This window comes from Allorhizobium sp. NPDC080224 (assembly GCF_050281005.1).
Classification (GTDB): Bacteria; Pseudomonadota; Alphaproteobacteria; order Rhizobiales; family Rhizobiaceae; genus Allorhizobium.
In genome coordinates this window covers 1,936,538-1,953,793 of sequence record NZ_JBNNWJ010000001.1, presented here as the reverse complement: position 1 = coordinate 1,953,793, position 17,256 = coordinate 1,936,538, and the positions used below count along the sequence as shown (strand labels likewise).

The window sequence follows — 17,256 nt, the reverse complement described above, 5'->3', positions numbered from 1 at the left end:
AAGACACTGTCAGACGGCCGATCTTGATCAGACTTTCCGGTTCGCCAGCTTGCGCTTGACGTCCGGAGGGGTCGCCTCGCCCGCAAGCACCGCTATGGCCTCAACGAGCGGCATCGAGACCTGCTCCTGCGAACCAAGGCGACGGATGTTGACAGTCTTTTCTTCCGCTTCACGCTTGCCGCAGACGATGATGACCGGCACCTTGGTCACGGAGTGCTCGCGAACCTTGTAATTGATCTTCTCGTTGCGGAAGTCGGTCTCGACCTGCAAGCCGACATCGCGCAGCTGTTCTGCCACTTCGCGGCCGTAGTCGTCAGCATCCGAGGTAATCGTTGCGACGACCACCTGAAGCGGCGCAAACCAGAGCGGCATGTGGCCGGCAAAGTTCTCGATCAGGATGCCGAGGAAGCGCTCCATCGAGCCGCAGATGGCGCGGTGGATCATGACCGGCTGAACCTTTTCCGAGTTCTGGTCGATGTAGAAGGCACCGAAGCGTTCCGGCAGGTTGAAGTCGACCTGGGTCGTGCCGCACTGCCACTCACGGCCGATGGCGTCCCGCAGGGTGTATTCAAACTTCGGACCGTAGAAGGCGCCCTCGCCCGGCAGAATGCCGGTCTTGATGCGGCCGCCCGATTGCTCCTCGATCTGCTTCAGCACGTCCATCATGACGCTTTCGGCGCGATCCCAGAGGTCGTCCGAGCCAACGCGCTTTTCCGGGCGAGTCGAGAGCTTTACGACGATCTCATTAAAGCCGAAGTCCTCATAGACCGAGAGGATGAGGTCGTTGATGCGCAGGCATTCGGCCGCCATTTGCTCTTCCGTGCAGAAGACGTGGGCATCGTCCTGGGTGAAGCCGCGCACGCGCATGAGGCCATGCAGAGCGCCGGAGGCTTCATAACGATGGACCGTGCCGAATTCAGCAAGACGGACAGGCAGCTCGCGATAGGATTTGAGGCCGTGCTTGAAGATCTGCACGTGACCCGGGCAGTTCATCGGCTTCAAGGCGAAGACCTTCTGGTCGGCTTCCTCGTCATCGGGGTTCATGAAGGCATGGGCCGATTTCACGGCGAACATGTTTTCCTGATACCAGCCCCAGTGTCCCGAGGTTTCCCAGAGAGACTTGTCGAGGATCTGCGGCGCGTTGACTTCCTGATAGGTGCCTTCGAGACGACGGCGCATGTAGGAGGTCAGCGTCTGGAACATGCGCCAGCCTTTGCCGTGCCAGAAGACGACGCCGGGGCCTTCTTCCTGGAAATGGAATAGATCCATTTCGCGGCCGAGCTTGCGGTGGTCGCGCTTCTCGGCTTCGGCCAGAATGTGCAGATAGTTGTCCAGCTGCTCCTGTTCGGCAAAGGCCGTGCCGTAGATGCGGGTCAACATCGGGTTGTTGCTGTCACCACGCCAATAGGCGCCGGCGACCTTCATCAGCTTGAAGGCCATGCCGATCTGCCCGGTGGATGCCATATGTGGCCCACGGCAGAGGTCGAACCAGTCGCCCTGATAGTAGATCTTGAGGTCCTGGTCGGCCGGGATCGCATCGACCAGCTCGACCTTGTACTTCTCGCCCTTGGAGGCGAAGACGTCCTTCGCCTTGTCGCGCGACCAGATCTCCTTGGTGAACGGCTTGTTGCGCTGGATGATCTCCTTCATCTTCTTTTCGATCTTCGGAAGATCGTCCGGGGTGAAGGGTTCGTCCTTGGCGAAGTCGTAGTAGAATCCGTTCTCGATCACCGGGCCGATGGTCACCTGGGTGCCCGGCCAGAGTTCCTGCACGGCTTCTGCCATGACGTGCGCAGCATCGTGGCGGATGAGTTCCAGCGCACGCGGATCGGTGCGGGTGACGATCTCGATCTTACCCTCGACAACCGGGTCGGAGAGGTCGCGGAGCGTGCCGTCGAGCGCGATGGCGACGGCCTTCTTGGCCAGCGACTTGGAAATGGATTCAGCGACCTCGGCACCGGTCGTGCCGGCTGCGTATTCGCGGATAGAGCCATCGGGGAAAGTGAGAGCTACGGAAGCGGACATAAACGTCTCCTGATCCAGTCCCGCCAACGAATGCGGGTGGTGAAAATTGCGGGGGTCAAAAACCCCGCCACGAACCGGCGCTTGATAGGCCGAAAGTGCTGATGAGTAAAGGATCTTGCTAGGCCGATCCCGTTGACCAGAAACCGCGGGCTTCAGCGGACAAGGTCCTCATAACGCGGTCGAAGGCAACAGGATCGACATGTCGCCTGATCGCTGACGTTACATCTTCGATCGCGGTTTCGGTCGACAAATTATGGTCGTGGCGGAAGGCGCGGACTTCTTTCATCAGCTCATCCCTTTCAGCAAAGGGTGACTTGGGCAGATCGACATCCCAGTCGCTGACGAAGATTGCGCGCAAAACGGGCGGCAGCACATTTGCGAAGGATAGGGCCTCGGCAAAGGTCAGCCGCCGCCGGAAGACCTGCAGCACAGCCTGCAACATCGTGTAGGCCTGATGAGACGATGTGAGCATCGAACTCGCGACCAGATCCTTCATGAAGGCATCAAAGTCGGCGGAGGCCTGGCGATATTCGAGGGGCATGGGTATGCGTCATCTCCCGAGCGATTCGGCATATCGATCCTAAGGCGAATTCCGGCCGCCTTTGAATTGGTATCAGGTCGCCCGCTTGCGTCCGAAGGTCCAGAGGCGCCAAGGGGTGTACCAGGTAAAACGCTGAGCCAAAGTTTCGGGCACGGGATCCGGACCCCAGGTGCCGCCTGGACCGCAGCGGACGACGCGAAAGAGGGTGAGCCAGCCACCCCGCCAGAGACCGTGCCGCGCTACCGCCTCGTAGCCATATTCGGAACAGGTCGGCATATGGCGGCAGGAACTGCCGACGATGCTGGAAAAGGTCAGCTGATAGAAACGGATAAATCCCATGCCGAGCAGCCGGCCCGGGGTCTTGCGAAAGGGGCCCTGCCAATTGCGGCTCTTCAGTCCGCCGCCTGCCGGCTGGTGGCCACAGTCGGGGCTGCCGCACATGATCAGCTTGCCTCGGCGGCGGCAGCCGGCGATTCGATCTGATCCAGACAGTCGACAACCGCATCGAAGGTCAGCATGGTGGAGGCGTGGCGGGCCTTGTAGTCCTTGACGGGCTTCAGGAAGCGCATGTCCTCGAAACGACCCGAAGGTCCCTCCCCGTCTTCCTTCAACATGGCCAGCATGTCCAGCCGCGCCTGACGCAGTTCGGCCGATGTCGCCCCGACCACATGGCGCGCCATGATTCCCGACGAGGCCTGGCCGAGGGCGCAGGCCTTAACCTCATGGGTGAAATCGGTCACCACGCCGTCGCGAACCTTCAGATGGACCCGAACCTTGGAGCCGCAGAGCTTGGAGTGTTTCTCCGAAACGGCATCGGCGTCGGCGAGTACGCCGATGCGACCGATGTTTCCCGCGAATTCGAGGATCTTGGTGTTGTAGATGTCGTCCATGGTCAATCCGGTTCAGCGCCTCTCCCGTATATAGGGAGTGGTTGCGACAATGCAGCCTTCATCATGTCGCAGCAGCCGTCTTTTTGTCGATCTCGCAGGACACTATATCGAAGCGACTGGCGCAGGACAAACGCAGGCCGGCCACGGACGAAACGATCTTCTCGGCTGAAACACCGATAACGGACTTGCATTATGAGCCGCATTACGCCTTTACAATCCGGCATAGCCAAACCAGCGGCTCGCCTCAAGCGGGACCGGGAGACCAAGGCCATGGATGCCATCGTGAAGAAACTGACCGCCGAACCTGCGCGGCCGACGCGCGAGGAAGCCGAACAGGCGGTGCGCACGCTTCTCCTCTGGGCCGGCGACGACCCGGAACGTGAAGGACTCCTCGATACACCAGCGCGGGTTACCAAGGCTTATGGCGAGCTGTTTTCCGGCTACAGCGCCGATATCGAGGACGTACTCGGCCGTACGTTCGAGGAAGTCGGCGGCTACGACGATATGGTCCTCGTTCGTGACATTTCCTTCTTCTCGCATTGCGAGCACCACATGCTCCCAGTCATGGGAAAGGCGCATGTCGCCTATCTGCCGAAAGGACGTGTGCTCGGCTTGTCGAAGATTGCGCGTGTCGTCGACGTCTTCGCCAAGCGTCTCCAGACGCAGGAAAACATGACCGCACAGATTGCCCAGGCGATCGACGAGACCCTGCTGCCACGCGGGGTTGCGGTGTTCCTCGAGGCCGAGCATATGTGCATGGCCATGCGCGGGATCCAGAAGACCGGCTCCACGACGCTCACCACAACTTTCACCGGCGCCTTCAAGGACAATGCCGCCGAGCAGGCGCGCTTCATGTCCATGGTTCGGAGCCGCTAAGACTGCGAGTACCCATGTCCGGTTTTGATTTCGACGCCCCCTCGGTAGACAAGAAGATCCTCGAGGAGGGTCTCTCCTTTACCCCCAAGTTCGATGACCATGGGCTCGTGACCGCCGTCGTCACCGATGCGCGCGACGGAGAGCTGTTGATGGTGGCGCACATGAATGCCGAAGCCATCGCGCTCACGCTTGAGACCGGGATCGGTCATTATTACAGCCGCTCAAGGGCCAAGATCTGGAAGAAGGGTGAAAGCTCCGGCAATCTTCAGACGGTCAAAGAAATCAGGGTCGACTGCGACCAGGACGCAATCTGGCTAAAGGTTGAGGTTGCCGGTCATGATGCGACCTGCCATACCGGGCGACGCTCCTGCTTTTACCGGACTGCCCAGCTTGCGGACGGAAAGCCGTCTCTCAAGATTGCCGACGACCACCGCCACTTCGATCCGGATCACGTCTACGGTCATTGACGTCTGGCGTCTGCATAACGAAATCGTAAGCAGACGATGTCCTAATGGAGCCCTGAGTGTTCAGCTTATGGGGTAGCGGAGATGCTGAACTGGAGCATGATTTCGAACGGCGGCGCGACTGTTTCGCAACCTGCCAAGGACGGCGGCGCGGCGTCGGCGGGGCCCATCGTTCCCGAGAAACGCGCAAAAGCCAAAGTGGCGCTTGCCCTTGGCGGTGGTGCTGCGCGCGGCTGGGCACACATCGGCGTGTTGAGAGCTCTCGACGAGGAAGGCATCGAAGTCGGGATGATTGCGGGCACCTCGATCGGGGCCTTGGTTGGCGGCTGTTACCTCGCTGGCAAGCTCGACGAGTTGGAAGCCTTCGCCCGGTCGCTGACCATGCGCCGGATTGCCTCCTTGCTCGACCTGACCATCGGAGGCGGCGGGCTTCTTGGTGGCATGCGCCTGACCAAGCGGATGCAGGAGCATCTCGAGGGGCTGAATGTCGAAGACTTGCCGAAGCCCTTCGTTGCGGTGGCATCGGAGCTCAACAGCGGCCACGAAGTCTGGATCGACGGCGGCAGCCTGATCACGGCGCTCCGGGCATCCTATGCCCTGCCCGGCATTTTCGAACCCATTCACTGCAACAATCGAACGCTGATCGACGGCGCGCTTGTCAATCCGGTGCCGGTGTCCGTCTGCCGCGCCTATGAGCAGCCGCTGGTGATGGCGGTCAATCTGCATTACGACGTGTTCGGACGGTCTGCGGTGGTAAAGCACAAGGCGTCATCGCCGGACAAGGCGAGCGCAGATACAGCCAGGGCACCGAACAAGGTCGGCCTAACCGGCGTGATGGTGCAGGCCTTCAACATCATTCAGGACCGCATTTCCCGGGCACGTCTCGCCGGCGATCCGCCGGACCTTGCCCTGCACCCGCGCTTGAACGACATAGGCCTTTCCGAGTTTCATCGGGCCGGCGAAGCGATCGATCGCGGCTATGAGGAAGCGAAGGCCCGCGTCACGGAGATCCGCCGCATGCAGGAAGCGGTTCTCCGCTAGGCGCGGTGTCCGCCGCACCCTATGCTGGGCCTTCGCACAGCTTCGAAATCAGCCGGCGATATAGGCCTTGATGTGTTCGGCTTCCTGCTCGATCTCGCGGATGCGCGACTTCACCACGTCACCGATCGAGATGATGCCTGAAAGCTTGCCGTTATCCTCGACGGGCACGTGGCGGAAACGCCGGCTGGACATCATCTCCATCAATTCATTGACGCCGGTCTCTTCGCGGCAACGATAGACATTTGCGGTCATGAAGGCCGAAACCGGCTGGTCGAAAGCATCTTTACCGCCCGTCCCGATAGCACGAACAACGTCACGTTCGGTGAAGATGCCGACGATGCGGCTTTCCATGCCGACGACGACGACGGCACCGATCTTGTGTTCTTCCAGCACCCGGGCCGCCTCGCCCAAGCTGACGTTGGGGCTGATGGTGATGACGTTGCGGCCCTTCTGTTCGAGTATGCTTCTGGCTGATGCAGGCATAAGTTCCTCCTCGCATAGAACACTCGCGCGGCGGCCCAACCCTCCTCGGACCGCCAGGACGAAGGGTGCCCTTTATTCAAGGAGAATGCAATAAGTCCGGCATCACGCCCTTGTGTGACGGCCCGTATGGGGATCGAAGGCTGCAAATCCGAAGAAGCCGAGCAGGAAGCCGCCGATATGTGCATCCCAGGCAATCGAAGCGGAACCACCCCCGAGCATCGGAACGCCAAAGGCGATGGCAATATTGCCGAGAAACCAGACGATGACGAAGACTCGGACGGTACGGTCGGCCAGGGCCTGCCCGACCGACAGCAAGGGAGGTTGCCATCCGGACAATCGGGCCAGGCTGCGCTGCCGTTCGCCGAAAGCGGATCGGCACGCGGCCCCCATCAGGGCGGAAATCACCCCGGACGCGCCGACCATCAAGGATGGCTCTCCCCAGTTGACGAATGCATGCAATGCGGCCGCAGCCACTGAAGACACCACCCACAGCAACAGGAATCTGACTTCGCCGATGCGACGACAGACGGGCGTCCCGAATGCGGCAAGCCAAAGACCGTTGAAGGCGAGATGCTCGAAGCTGCCATGCAGCAGCGAATAACTCACCGGCGTCCATAACCAGGCCAGCGACTGTTCGTCGAGCGGATAGAGATAGCGGATTGGCGAGAAACCGAATTCGACGGCGACCCACTGGTTGAGTGCCGGCGAAAGAAGGAATTCCTGGATCGCGTAGATCCCGCAGATCAGTGCGAGCGCAACAAGGATGCCGGTCGGCAGATTGAAGACAGGCGGATTTTCCTCGGACCGCGCGCCGCGCTCGGGCACAAGCTCATCGTTGTCCCGGCGATCTTCGCCTCGCGATCCAACCTCATCCTGCATCTGCACTTCCTTCTGTTGCGCAACCATCAGGTAATGCAGGCCGCAGATAAAAAAAAGGCCGCCCGGAAACCGAGTGGCCTTGCTGGCGCTAGGCGGATCGTTGCGCCGACTGGAGTTGGTGCCGAAGGAAGCCCTTCGCGTATGGTAGAACCCTCATGCCATGAGCAAGCGACGCCCACAACCGAAAGCCTTCCTTAACCTTAATCCTGCGGCGATATCGTTCCGTCTGGAAAAAGCGCGCCCAAAAGCAAACACTATATTAACGGCTCTCCCCCTAATGTCGAGCCATAGAGAAACAGACAGAATCTCCGAGATGTACTCAACGCAGGCAAGCCATACGAACACGATCGCTTCGCCGGGACAGCAACGCGCATTTCAGCGCGTCGCCGTCAGCCTGCAGGGTCGCCTCATGCTTGCCAGCTATGAGGAGTATGTCTGCAAGGTTATCGACATGTCGCCAGGCGACGTGCGCTTCGCTTGTGCCGGCATGCCGCGTCCGGGCGAACGTGTGATTGCTTATATCGATCATCTCGGGCGCATCGAGGGCACCGTGGTCAAGTTGACCGATGACGGTTTCGTCATCTCCATCAACGCCACCGTTCGAAAGCGTGAAAAGCTTGCGGCACAGCTGACCTGGATCGCCAACAAACACGAGCTCGGACTGCCGGAGGATCGTCGTCACGATCGCCTGACGCCGCGCCAGACCAGAACCGAACTGACGCTCGAAGACGGCAAGACCTATCCTTGCCGCCTGATGGACTTGTCGCTTTCGGGTGCGGCCGTCGATATCGATATTCGTCCGCCGATCGGCACGGCCGTGCGCCTCGGCAACATGCGGGGACGCGTGGTTCGCCATTTCATGGAAGGCGTCGCCATCGAGTTCCTGACCCTGCAGTCGAAGGAAGCGCTCACCGAATTCCTGTGAGGGCCCAACATCCCTCCCCCGACAAGGCGCCTGCGGACACCGCAAGGCGCCTTTTTCTATGCCGAAACGACAATCGTCCCAGACCGGCACAGTTTTTTTCCAAAAATTTCGGGCCAGAAATTGCCGCCTGAACGGCATTGCCGGCCAATGACAGGAGGAAACTGGAGCATCCTAGACGATTGTGAATGCCGCAATTGGCAGCCGAAATGCCTTCACCGCAACGATCAACCCGATACTCCATCTCCCGACTATCACATTGTATTTATGAACTTTTTCACGCCATTGGGGCGTTGGAGTCGCGTCAAAAGTAGAATTAAGTTCAAATTTTCATCAAATTTTCCACAAAGTTTATTCAAATATAATTCGAATAATGATCAATATAGATTCTCTTTTTCGTCGACTTAAGCTTATATCTTAGCACTAATATTCGCAGGCCATCAAAATCTCTCTGTCATTGCTATCTCCATTACCGGGAGACAACCAATGACAACAAAGAAAAATCTGGGTATTGGAACTCTGGCCGCCGTCATCGCTGGCGCACTGGCCTTTCAAGTCTCGGCCATGCCGGCCAACATGCAGGTCGTCGGCAAAGCCAATCCGCCGATCGGGCACTATGAATTCTGCCAAACCTATAAGGGCGAATGCTCAGGCAGCCAGACCGACCGCGGCCCGATGCTACTCACGGAGCAGCTCTGGAAGACGATCCTCGACGTCAATTACACCGTCAACAGCTCGATCACGCCGCTGACCGACCTCGAGATCTATGGCGTGGAGGAACGCTGGGCCTATCCCCGTACCGTCGGCGATTGCGAAGACTTTGCACTGCTGAAGCGCAAGATGCTGATTGATCGCGGCCTCGATCCTTCCGATCTCCTGATGACGGTGGTCCTGCAGCCGAATGGCGAAGGGCATGCCGTGCTCACCGTCCGGACCGACCACGGCGACTTCATTCTCGACAACATGCGCAACAAGGTGCTGCTGTGGTCCGAGACCGAATACACTTATCTAAAGCGCCAGTCTTCGACCCACCCGGCGCGCTGGGTGAAGCTTCAGGACGGTCGCGCAAGCTACGTCGGCAGCGTATCTCAATAACCGCGCTGCCGCCGCCTTCTGGCCCGGTCTGTCCCCGCCTACCCGTCCCCCGACCGGAGCCAATGAGCCGGTCCCGTCCAACCGGGACCGGCTCTCTTTTTGCCCGCACAATGGAAAACCTTAACCCGAATTTAACCACGTTCACCGAAGTCTGATCTCGCGGCCGCACTCAATCAGGGCCGCGTCGAGAGGATCAGGGCGAGATGCGAGGCGACGGCAAAGGCCTGCAGGCGGAAGACGAGCGTGCACCGCTCATCTCGACGCGCTTCCTGATCATCGCCACGAGCACCATTCTAATCCTTGCGGCCGCTTCGATCGCCATCAGCTGGTTTGGCCGCGCCTACGGCGCGCGACTATCACTCGCAGGCCACAGCGAAAGCACCGAGATCGTCGACATCACGATCGGCCGCGACCGGCTCGCCTTTCCCGCAAACACCATCCGCTTCGAGCACCAGCGCCGCAGCGGCGTCGCCGAGCGGGTTGACCTGTACCTGCTCTGGCCGGAAATGACCGGCTATTCCAGCGTAGAGCGACGCCGTTTCGACGATCTGCCGCTATCGCAGTCGCTTGTCTTTCTGCAGATCTCGCAAAGCACGATGTCCAAGGACATGTCCGGGCGCGTCGAGCCGATCTACACGAGCCTTCTTGAACCAGAAATCGCCGAAGGACCCGCCGGCTTGCAAAGCCAGGTCTTCAGGGTTGGAACGGGCTACGAGGGCGAAAGCCTGCTCACGGCCACAGCGCCTGACGGAACGACGTACGCGATCCGCTGCCTCCTGCCGTTGGCCGCAGACAAGGCCACCAGCAGCGATTGCCAGCGCGACATCCATGTCGGAGAGGATCTAACGGTTCTCTACAGGTTTTCGAGCCGAATGCTCGACGACTGGCAAGCGATCGATGAGGCCGTTCGCGCCTATGTGTCAGGGCGCGCGGGTCCGGCGGCGGCAACCACGACGCTTAAAAATCAATCCAAAACGTCAACCGACCGTTCATCATAAACCTCTTGGTAAGGCTAATTCCGTAGGGTCCACCCGAGATGGTCGCGATTGGGGGAGAGCGTCCGGTCGTCAATGGTGAGATTTAAAGAGTATCGTGGTGCATAAAGTTTTCGGAAGCTCCAACTTCGCAGCCGCAATCCGTCGGCTTGTCATCGCGGCGTTTGCGGTCTTTGTGACGAGTGTCGCTGCCGTCGGCTCTGCCCAGGCAAATCCCAAATATGCCGGCATCGTCATCGACGCCAAGACGGGCAAAGTTCTTTACAGCGAAAACGCCGACAGCCTGCGCTATCCGGCCTCGCTGACGAAAATGATGACGCTTTACATGGTCTTCGAGGCGCTGGAGGCCGGTCGCATTTCGCTCAATAGCAAGGTGCCGTTTTCCGCCAATGCCGCCAAGGAGCCCCCATCAAAGCTCGGCGTCGGCACTGGCCGCAGCATTACCGTCGAGCAGGCGATCCTGGCGCTTGTTACTCGCTCCGCCAATGACGTCGCCACAGCCCTTGCGGAATATGTCGGTGGGTCCGAGCAGCGATTTGCCCAGATGATGACGGCCAAGGCTCGCAGCCTCGGCATGACCAAGACCACCTATCGCAACGCCCACGGCCTGCCGAACACCGCGCAGATGACCACGGCGCGTGACCAGGCTCGTCTCAGCATCGCACTCCGCCAGCACTTCCCGCAGTATTACGGCTACTTCTCCACCCGCAGCTTCCAGTTCGGCAAGCAGACGATCGGCAATCACAACCGTCTGCTTGGCCAGGTCCGCGGCGTCGACGGCATCAAGACCGGCTACACCCGTGCTGCGGGTTACAACCTTGCGACATCTGCCGAGGCGGACGGCCGCTCCATCGTCGCTGTTGTGCTGGGTGCAACTTCCGGCGCACGGCGCAACGCGCAGATGACCAGCCTGGTTCAGCGCTACATGCCGGCGGCCTCCAGTTCGCGCGGCGGCAGCAATCTGATCGCCAAGAACAACACGTCGGTCGCACCCGCAGGCGCCGCCACTGCGACGGCGGGCGGTCTGCCGCAACTGCCGCAGACCGGTCCGATGCCTGATGTCCGTTATACGGGCGTTGCCCAGGCCTATGCAGCGCCGTCGGCCGGTAATGCTGCAAGTGCAGCGCTCAACAGCATGCCTGCGGCTGCTCCGTCGGCTACGGCGCCGCCAGTTCCGGTCCCGCAGCCCGCGCCGGCTTATCTGCCGAACGAAGGGGCCGCGGTCGCACCAGTAACCGCTGCACAGTCCGTCGCCTCGTCCGCGACAACGCCTCCTGACGTCGACTCCATGACCACGGCTTCGACGGTTCCAACCGGCGGTTGGGTCGTGCAAATCGGCACATCGCCGGACCAGCAGATGGCTATGGATCTCCTGCGAGACGCGCAGGCGAAAGGCGGACAGGTATTGCGTTCCGCCACCCCCTTCACCGTTGCTTACGGCGACGGCTCCAAGAAGATTTTCCGCGCACGATTTGGCGGCTTCGGCGAGCAAAAGGAGGCAGTCAACGCCTGTAACGCGCTCAAGAAGAAGGGAATCGGCTGCTGGGCCGCCGCCCAGTAACGCGATCGCCCGAAACCCTCGATTTGTATTGTTTACGAGGATCACGAAATGGCATCGAAAGACTTCCACTACGGCTTGGTCGAGGATCAGGATAATGGCGGCTTCACATCCGCCAGCAGTGTCCTGCATCCTCTCCACGAAGCTGCCTACCGTCTGGCCGATCTTGGCTTGCGCGAAAAGCGCTCCAAGACCAAGGATCTGATCGGTTTGCTGCTCAGCCATGGCGCGCGCGCCTGGCGCTATTCGCAGCCGGAGGCCAACATCCATCTGCACGTCTCGGCACAGTCCGGCCGGTTCCCCGTCATCCTGCGGCTCCGCTGACGGAAAGGAGCCTGAGATGCCGCTTTATCGCCTCGGAGACAAGGCACCCGTTCTTCCCTCCGCCGACCGGTTCTGGTTGGCACCCGATGCGCAGGTCATCGGTGACGTGCATCTGGGTGAGGATGTCGGCATCTGGTTCGGGGCGGTCCTGCGCGGCGACAATGATCCAATCGTGATTGGCGCAGGCACCAATGTCCAGGATGGTGTGATGGTGCATACTGACCCCGGCAAGGGTGTCACGATTGGCGACGGATGTACGATCGGCCACCACGCGATCATTCACGGCTGCACGATCGGCAACAATTCTCTTGTCGGCATGGGAGCAACTGTCCTCAATGGCGCGCGCATCGGCGCTAACTGCCTCGTTGGCGCGAACGCCCTGATTACCGAGGGCAAGATCTTCCCGGACAACTCACTGATCGTCGGCTCCCCGGCACGGGTGATCAGAGAGCTTGACGCCGCTGCTATTGCGGGGCTTCGGCTGTCAGCCGAAAACTATGTGCGCAACTGGCGCCGCTTTGCACGCGATCTGCATCCACTCTGAGACTACCGATCTAGGCCGCGATCTCCGTGCATTGAGCACAAAGCCCTCTAATTTCAATCGTCGTCTTTTCCGGCTTGAAGCTGCGGCCACGGGTAACCGTTTCCAGACGGTGATCGACTTCGTGGTCGTGGAATTCTGTCACATGGCCACACTTGTTGCAGATCATGAAGGCGACGGTGCCATGGCCGCTGCAACCGTCATGCGGATGGGCGCAGGCGACGAAGGCGTTCAGGCTTTCGAGGCGATGGACCATGCCGAACTCGACCAGTTTGTCGAGCGCACGGTAGACCTGCAAGGGGGCACGAAAGCCGTGTTCGCGCAACTTGTCGAGCAAGGTATAGGCCGAAAGGGGCCCTTCGGACTGCATGAGCGCATCGAAGACGAGCGACTGATTGCGAGTGAGATCGGTCTTGGTCATGTCATGCCCTCGTGCTGATGTCGCGAGCCTTGCTGCCAGGACGCGGCAGAAGGCTGACGAGGAAGAGAAGAAGTGCGGCAACGACGATCGACGGTCCCGACGGCGTGTCGTAGGTCAGTGAGCCGAAGAGCCCCATGACAACAGCAATGGCGCCGATCAGCGAGGCGAGGACCGCCATGATTTCCGGCGTCGAGGCGAAACGGCGTGCGGCGGCGGCCGGAATGATCAGCAAGGATGTAATCAGCAGGATGCCGACGATCTTCATGGCAATCGCAATGACCAGCGCCATCAGCAACATGAAGATCAGGCGGGCGCGTTCGGGCTGCATGCCCTCGGCCTCGGCCAATTCAACATTAACGGTGCCGGCGAGCAGCGGCCGCCAGAGCCATGCAATGACGCAGACGACAAACAGTCCGCCGATCCAGACGATGGCGACATCGGTCGGCGTGACCGCGAGAATGTCACCGAACAGGAAGGCGATGAGGTCGAAGCGCACCCAGGTCATGAAGGCGACCATGACGAGGCCGATGGCAAGCGTTGCGTGGCTAAGGATACCGAGCAGGGCATCCGCCGACAGTCCCTGACGCTTTTGCAGGACGATCAGGATCAGCGAGACCATTGAGGCGACGACGAAAACGCTGACCATCAAATTGAGCGAGAAGAACAGCGACAGAGCGACGCCGAGCAAGGCGGAATGGGCCATGGTATCGCCGAAATAGGCCATGCGACGCCAGATCACGAAGCAGCCGAGCGGGCCCGTCGTCAAAGCGAGGCCGATGCCGGCGAGGATGGCGCGCACGAAGAAATCATCAAGCATGGCCGTGCTCCCGGTCCTTCACCGACGTTGCCGCAGGCGGCACATTGTGATGATCATGGCCGTCATGGTGGTGATCATGACCGTGATGATCGTGATCGTGGCCGTGATGGTCGTGATGGCCATCATCCGGGTGGCAGTGGTCGGTGACGCTGCCATCGGCATGCAGCACGCGCCCGTCCGGCAGATGGGTGTGGTCATGGTCGTGGCTGTAGACGGCGAGCGTCCGCGCTGCCTTGGCGCCGAAGAGTTGCATATATTCCGGGCTCTGGCTGACGGCCGCCGGCGTCCCGCGACAGCAGACATGGCCGTTGAGACAGATCACCGTATCCGTTTCGGCCATGACGACATGCAGGTCATGCGAGATCAGCAGGATGCCACAGCCCGTCGAGTTGCGGATCGAAGTAATCAGATCATAGAGCGCGATTTCGCCGGAGAAATCGACGCCTTGCACGGGTTCGTCGAGAACAAGGATATCGGGCTTGCGGGCCATGGCGCGCGCCAGCAGAGCACGCTGGAATTCGCCGCCAGAGAGGTGCTGCACCTCGGCACCCGCGAGGTGGCCGATGCCCACAGCCTCGAGAGCCGCCTCCACCTCTGTATTCGACAAAGGGGAGGTCAGCGTCATCAGACGGCGAACCGTGAGCGGCATGGTCCAGTCGACGCTCAGGCGCTGCGGCACGTATCCGACGCGCAGGCCGGGCTTGCGCTCCACCCTGCCCTCGTCTGCCTTGATCACGCCGATCGCCATCTTGGCGCTCGTCGACTTACCCGAGCCATTCGGGCCGATCAGGGTGACGATCTCGCCGGGACGGACGGAAAAGTCGACCCCGCGGACCAGCCAGCGTCCGTTTCGGTAGACACCGGCGCCGGTGAGGGACACCAGCGGTGCGGCCTCCCGTGATTTCATCGCATTCATGGAGATCTCAAGATTTTGATGTTGCCTCCCCCTATGCCACACGTTATAGCATAACGCAACTTGGGTAATATTATTACATAACCACCCTCAGGAGCTGTGCATGACCCGCTATCGCCTCGGACTGGCCGCCTCGACGGCGTTCCTCATTCTGTCTCCGACACTCGCCGCGGCCGCTCCGGATGTCGTCGTCTCGATCAAGCCGGTTCATTCGCTCGTCGCCTCGATTATGAAGGGTGTCGGCGAGCCATCGCTGATCGTCGAGGGCGCAGCATCGCCGCATACCTATTCGCTGAAACCGTCCAATGCGCGTGCACTGGAAAACGCAGACTTGGTCTTCTGGATCGGCCCCGGGCTCGAAGCCTTCCTCGAGAAGCCGCTTGAGGCGCTGCCGAAGAATGCCAAGGTCATCGAGCTTGAAGATGCGCCCGGCCTCATCAAGCTTCCGTTCCGTGAAGGTGGGGCATTCGAGGCGCATGACCATGGCGAGGATGGTGAAGAGGGCCATGCCCACGGGCATGACGACCATGATCACGGGAAAACCGCTGAGGCCGGCCATGATCATGATCATGATCATGGACAAGATCACGGGCATGGGCACGGGCACGGGCACGAAGAGGAAGCCGCCGAGGCTGGCCATGAACACGCGCATGACGACCACGCGCATGGCAGCATGGACATGCATCTCTGGCTCGATCCGGCCAACGCGAAAGCCATGGCCGCTGAGATCACCAAGAGCCTTGTAGACGTCGATCCGGCGAACAAGAGCGCATACGAAGCCAATCTGATGGCCGTCAACGCCGAGATCGACGCTCTCGACACGGAGATTGCCGCCCAGCTGAAGCCGGTACTCGAGAAGCCCTTCATCGTCTTCCACGACGCCTATCAGTATTTTGAGAAGCACTACGGCGTGCGCGTTGCCGGTTCGGTGACGGTCAGCCCGGAGACCATGCCGGGTGCAGAACGCCTGTCCACCATCCGCGCAAAGATCGAGGAGCTCGGAGCGGCCTGCGTCTTCGCCGAGCCGCAGTTCGAACCCAAGCTGATCGGCGTCGTGACGGAGGGCACCGAAGCCAAGTCCGGCGTTCTCGATCCCGAAGGTGGCGCGCTGGATGCCGGCCCTGCCCTGTATGGCCAGCTGATGCGCAATCTGGCGACGTCGATGAGCACCTGCCTGTCTCAGTAATCCCATCCCTCCCCCCGAGCCAGAAAGGCGGGACTTCGGTTCCGCCTTTTTCAGACCCGCAACTGTTATGTTATTACATTAACTAGGAGCCTCATGAAAAAGCTACCTGTCACTGTTCTCTCCGGGTTTCTCGGCGCCGGAAAAACGACGCTGCTCAATCACGTACTCGCAAACCGCGATGGGTTGCGCGTTGCCGTCATCGTCAACGACATGAGCGAGGTCAACATCGACGCTGCACTGGTGCGCGGCGGTGATGCGGCCCTGTCGCGGACGCAGGAACAACTGGTCGAAATGAGCAATGGCTGCATCTGTTGCACGCTGCGCGATGATCTTTTGAACGAAGTCCGCGGCCTCGCCGAGCAGGGGCGCTTCGACTATCTGCTGATTGAGGCGACAGGCATTGCGGAGCCCTTGCCGATCGCCACCACCTTCGATTTCCGCGACGAGGAGGGCCGCAGTCTTTCGGATATCGCGCAGCTCGACACGATGGTGACCGTCGTTGATGCCGCCAATCTGATCGGAGACTATTCCTCCAGCGATTTCCTCGCCGATCGTGGAGAAACGGCTGGCGACAACGACAACCGGACGCTCGTCGATCTGCTTGTCGAGCAGATCGAATTCGCCGATGTCATTATCCTCAACAAGGTCGGCACAGCGACCCCGGATCAGCTCGACGCGGCACGCAAGATCATTGCTGGTCTCAATGCCGATGCCCGGGTGATCGAAACCGATTTCGCCGAAGTGGCGGCGAAGGACATCCTTGGAACCGGGCTCTTCGACCTCGCCAAGGCGGAGACCCATCCGCTGTGGTTCCAGGAGTTGCACGGCTTCCGGGATCATGTCCCGGAAACCGAGGAGTATGGCATCCGTTCCTTCGTCTACCGGGCACGAGCACCGTTCGATCCGACACGCTTCCGCGCCTTTCTCGATCGCCCCTGGCCGGGCGTCATTCGCGCCAAGGGCTTCTTCTGGCTTGCCACCCGTCCGCATCATGTCGGCGAGATGAGCCAGGCGGGGCCGCTTGTCCGGACAACGAAGATGGGGCTTTGGTGGGCATCTGTGCCGAAGTCACGCTGGCCAGACGATCCCGGCTTCCTAGATGCGATGGCGCCCTATCTCGACCCGGAATGGGGCGACCGCCGACAGGAACTCGTCTTCATCGGCGCCGATCCCATGGATCAGCGCAGGATCGAAGCCGAGCTCGATGCGTGCCTTGTGGCGGAAAAGAACTTCACGCCATCGGCCTGGGAAAGCCTTGCCGATCCCTTTGTGCGATGGGCTTGAG

The 17,256-nt window shown here is 60.5% G+C and carries 20 protein-coding genes; 11 read left to right on the top strand and 9 right to left on the bottom strand.

Annotated elements, in window-relative coordinates; translation table 11 throughout:
- Window positions 1-27 precede the first annotated feature (27 nt).
- From thrS to ACQKP1_RS09835, 4 genes are all read right to left on the bottom strand, one after another.
- Complete coding sequence (thrS, locus tag ACQKP1_RS09850) at window positions 28-2,025, bottom strand: threonine--tRNA ligase (protein ID WP_427275090.1); 1,998 nt, start codon at window positions 2,023-2,025, stop codon at window positions 28-30.
- Between the two features lie 118 nt (window positions 2,026-2,143).
- A complete protein-coding gene (locus tag ACQKP1_RS09845; protein WP_427275089.1) occupies window positions 2,144-2,566 on the bottom strand; it encodes a DUF2267 domain-containing protein in 423 nt (140 codons plus the stop codon).
- A gap of 72 nt (window positions 2,567-2,638) precedes the next feature.
- Window positions 2,639-3,007, bottom strand: coding sequence for a membrane protein insertion efficiency factor YidD (gene yidD / locus ACQKP1_RS09840; protein ID WP_427275088.1), 369 nt, complete (start codon window positions 3,005-3,007; stop codon window positions 2,639-2,641).
- Window positions 3,008-3,009: 2 nt separating this feature from the next.
- Window positions 3,010-3,456: an iron-sulfur cluster assembly scaffold protein gene (locus ACQKP1_RS09835; RefSeq protein WP_427275087.1), complete on the bottom strand. Its 447-nt coding sequence runs from the start codon at window positions 3,454-3,456 to the stop codon at window positions 3,010-3,012.
- 270 nt (window positions 3,457-3,726) lie between these two features.
- Between ACQKP1_RS09835 and folE the strand changes: the two genes are divergently transcribed.
- The 3 genes from folE to ACQKP1_RS09820 all read left to right on the top strand — a co-directional run bounded on the left by folE (window position 3,727) and on the right by ACQKP1_RS09820 (window position 5,837).
- A complete protein-coding gene (gene folE, locus ACQKP1_RS09830; protein WP_427275086.1) occupies window positions 3,727-4,332 on the top strand; it encodes a GTP cyclohydrolase I FolE in 606 nt (201 codons plus the stop codon).
- Window positions 4,333-4,346: 14 nt separating this feature from the next.
- Window positions 4,347-4,799 carry a phosphoribosyl-AMP cyclohydrolase gene (gene hisI / locus ACQKP1_RS09825; protein WP_427275085.1) on the top strand — a complete coding sequence of 151 codons (453 nt, stop codon included), beginning with the start codon at window positions 4,347-4,349 and terminating at the stop codon, window positions 4,797-4,799.
- Window positions 4,800-4,880: 81 nt separating this feature from the next.
- A complete protein-coding gene (locus ACQKP1_RS09820) occupies window positions 4,881-5,837 on the top strand; it encodes a patatin-like phospholipase family protein (protein ID WP_427275084.1) in 957 nt (318 codons plus the stop codon).
- Window positions 5,838-5,885: 48 nt separating this feature from the next.
- Here the strand turns inward: ACQKP1_RS09820 and ACQKP1_RS09815 are convergent, their stop codons facing one another.
- The gene (locus ACQKP1_RS09815) at window positions 5,886-6,320 is read right to left on the bottom strand and encodes a CBS domain-containing protein (RefSeq protein WP_427275083.1); all 435 of its coding nucleotides are present in this window, start codon (window positions 6,318-6,320) and stop codon (window positions 5,886-5,888) included.
- Between the two features lie 102 nt (window positions 6,321-6,422).
- Complete coding sequence (locus ACQKP1_RS09810) at window positions 6,423-7,199, bottom strand: rhomboid family intramembrane serine protease (RefSeq protein ID WP_427275082.1); 777 nt, start codon at window positions 7,197-7,199, stop codon at window positions 6,423-6,425.
- A 313-nt stretch (window positions 7,200-7,512) separates the two neighbouring features.
- On the opposite strand from ACQKP1_RS09810, the gene ACQKP1_RS09805 reads away from it, so the two are divergent.
- The 6 genes from ACQKP1_RS09805 to ACQKP1_RS09780 all read left to right on the top strand — a co-directional run bounded on the left by ACQKP1_RS09805 (window position 7,513) and on the right by ACQKP1_RS09780 (window position 12,637).
- Entirely contained in the window at window positions 7,513-8,124 is a 612-nt protein-coding gene (locus ACQKP1_RS09805) for a PilZ domain-containing protein (protein WP_203015947.1), read from the top strand.
- 483 nt (window positions 8,125-8,607) lie between these two features.
- A complete protein-coding gene (locus ACQKP1_RS09800; RefSeq protein WP_427275081.1) occupies window positions 8,608-9,216 on the top strand; it encodes a transglutaminase-like cysteine peptidase in 609 nt (202 codons plus the stop codon).
- 203 nt (window positions 9,217-9,419) lie between these two features.
- A complete protein-coding gene (locus ACQKP1_RS09795) occupies window positions 9,420-10,214 on the top strand; it encodes a hypothetical protein (RefSeq protein WP_427275080.1) in 795 nt (264 codons plus the stop codon).
- Between the two features lie 97 nt (window positions 10,215-10,311).
- A complete protein-coding gene (locus ACQKP1_RS09790; RefSeq protein ID WP_427275079.1) occupies window positions 10,312-11,772 on the top strand; it encodes a serine hydrolase in 1,461 nt (486 codons plus the stop codon).
- Between the two features lie 48 nt (window positions 11,773-11,820).
- A complete protein-coding gene (locus tag ACQKP1_RS09785; RefSeq protein ID WP_246753964.1) occupies window positions 11,821-12,093 on the top strand; it encodes a hypothetical protein in 273 nt (90 codons plus the stop codon).
- Window positions 12,094-12,109: 16 nt separating this feature from the next.
- Entirely contained in the window at window positions 12,110-12,637 is a 528-nt protein-coding gene (locus tag ACQKP1_RS09780; RefSeq protein WP_203015935.1) for a gamma carbonic anhydrase family protein, read from the top strand.
- 10 nt (window positions 12,638-12,647) lie between these two features.
- On the opposite strand, the gene ACQKP1_RS09775 is transcribed toward ACQKP1_RS09780, so the two are convergent.
- Genes ACQKP1_RS09775 through znuC form a run of 3 tightly spaced genes read right to left on the bottom strand, consistent with a single transcriptional unit; the run spans window position 12,648 to window position 14,788 of the window.
- Window positions 12,648-13,055: a Fur family transcriptional regulator gene (locus tag ACQKP1_RS09775; RefSeq protein ID WP_427275078.1), complete on the bottom strand. Its 408-nt coding sequence runs from the start codon at window positions 13,053-13,055 to the stop codon at window positions 12,648-12,650.
- 1 nt (window position 13,056) lies between these two features.
- Window positions 13,057-13,872, bottom strand: coding sequence for a metal ABC transporter permease (locus ACQKP1_RS09770; protein WP_427275077.1), 816 nt, complete (start codon window positions 13,870-13,872; stop codon window positions 13,057-13,059).
- Window positions 13,865-14,788 carry a zinc ABC transporter ATP-binding protein ZnuC gene (znuC, locus tag ACQKP1_RS09765; protein ID WP_427275076.1) on the bottom strand — a complete coding sequence of 308 codons (924 nt, stop codon included), beginning with the start codon at window positions 14,786-14,788 and terminating at the stop codon, window positions 13,865-13,867. The genes ACQKP1_RS09770 and znuC overlap by 8 nt, the downstream gene beginning before the upstream one ends.
- 100 nt (window positions 14,789-14,888) lie before the next feature.
- Between znuC and znuA the strand changes: the two genes are divergently transcribed.
- Window positions 14,889-15,971, top strand: coding sequence for a zinc ABC transporter substrate-binding protein ZnuA (znuA, locus tag ACQKP1_RS09760; RefSeq protein ID WP_427275075.1), 1,083 nt, complete (start codon window positions 14,889-14,891; stop codon window positions 15,969-15,971).
- 93 nt (window positions 15,972-16,064) lie between these two features.
- Window positions 16,065-17,255: a GTP-binding protein gene (locus ACQKP1_RS09755; protein WP_203015924.1), complete on the top strand. Its 1,191-nt coding sequence runs from the start codon at window positions 16,065-16,067 to the stop codon at window positions 17,253-17,255.
- The last annotated feature ends 1 nt before the right edge of the window (window position 17,256 follow it).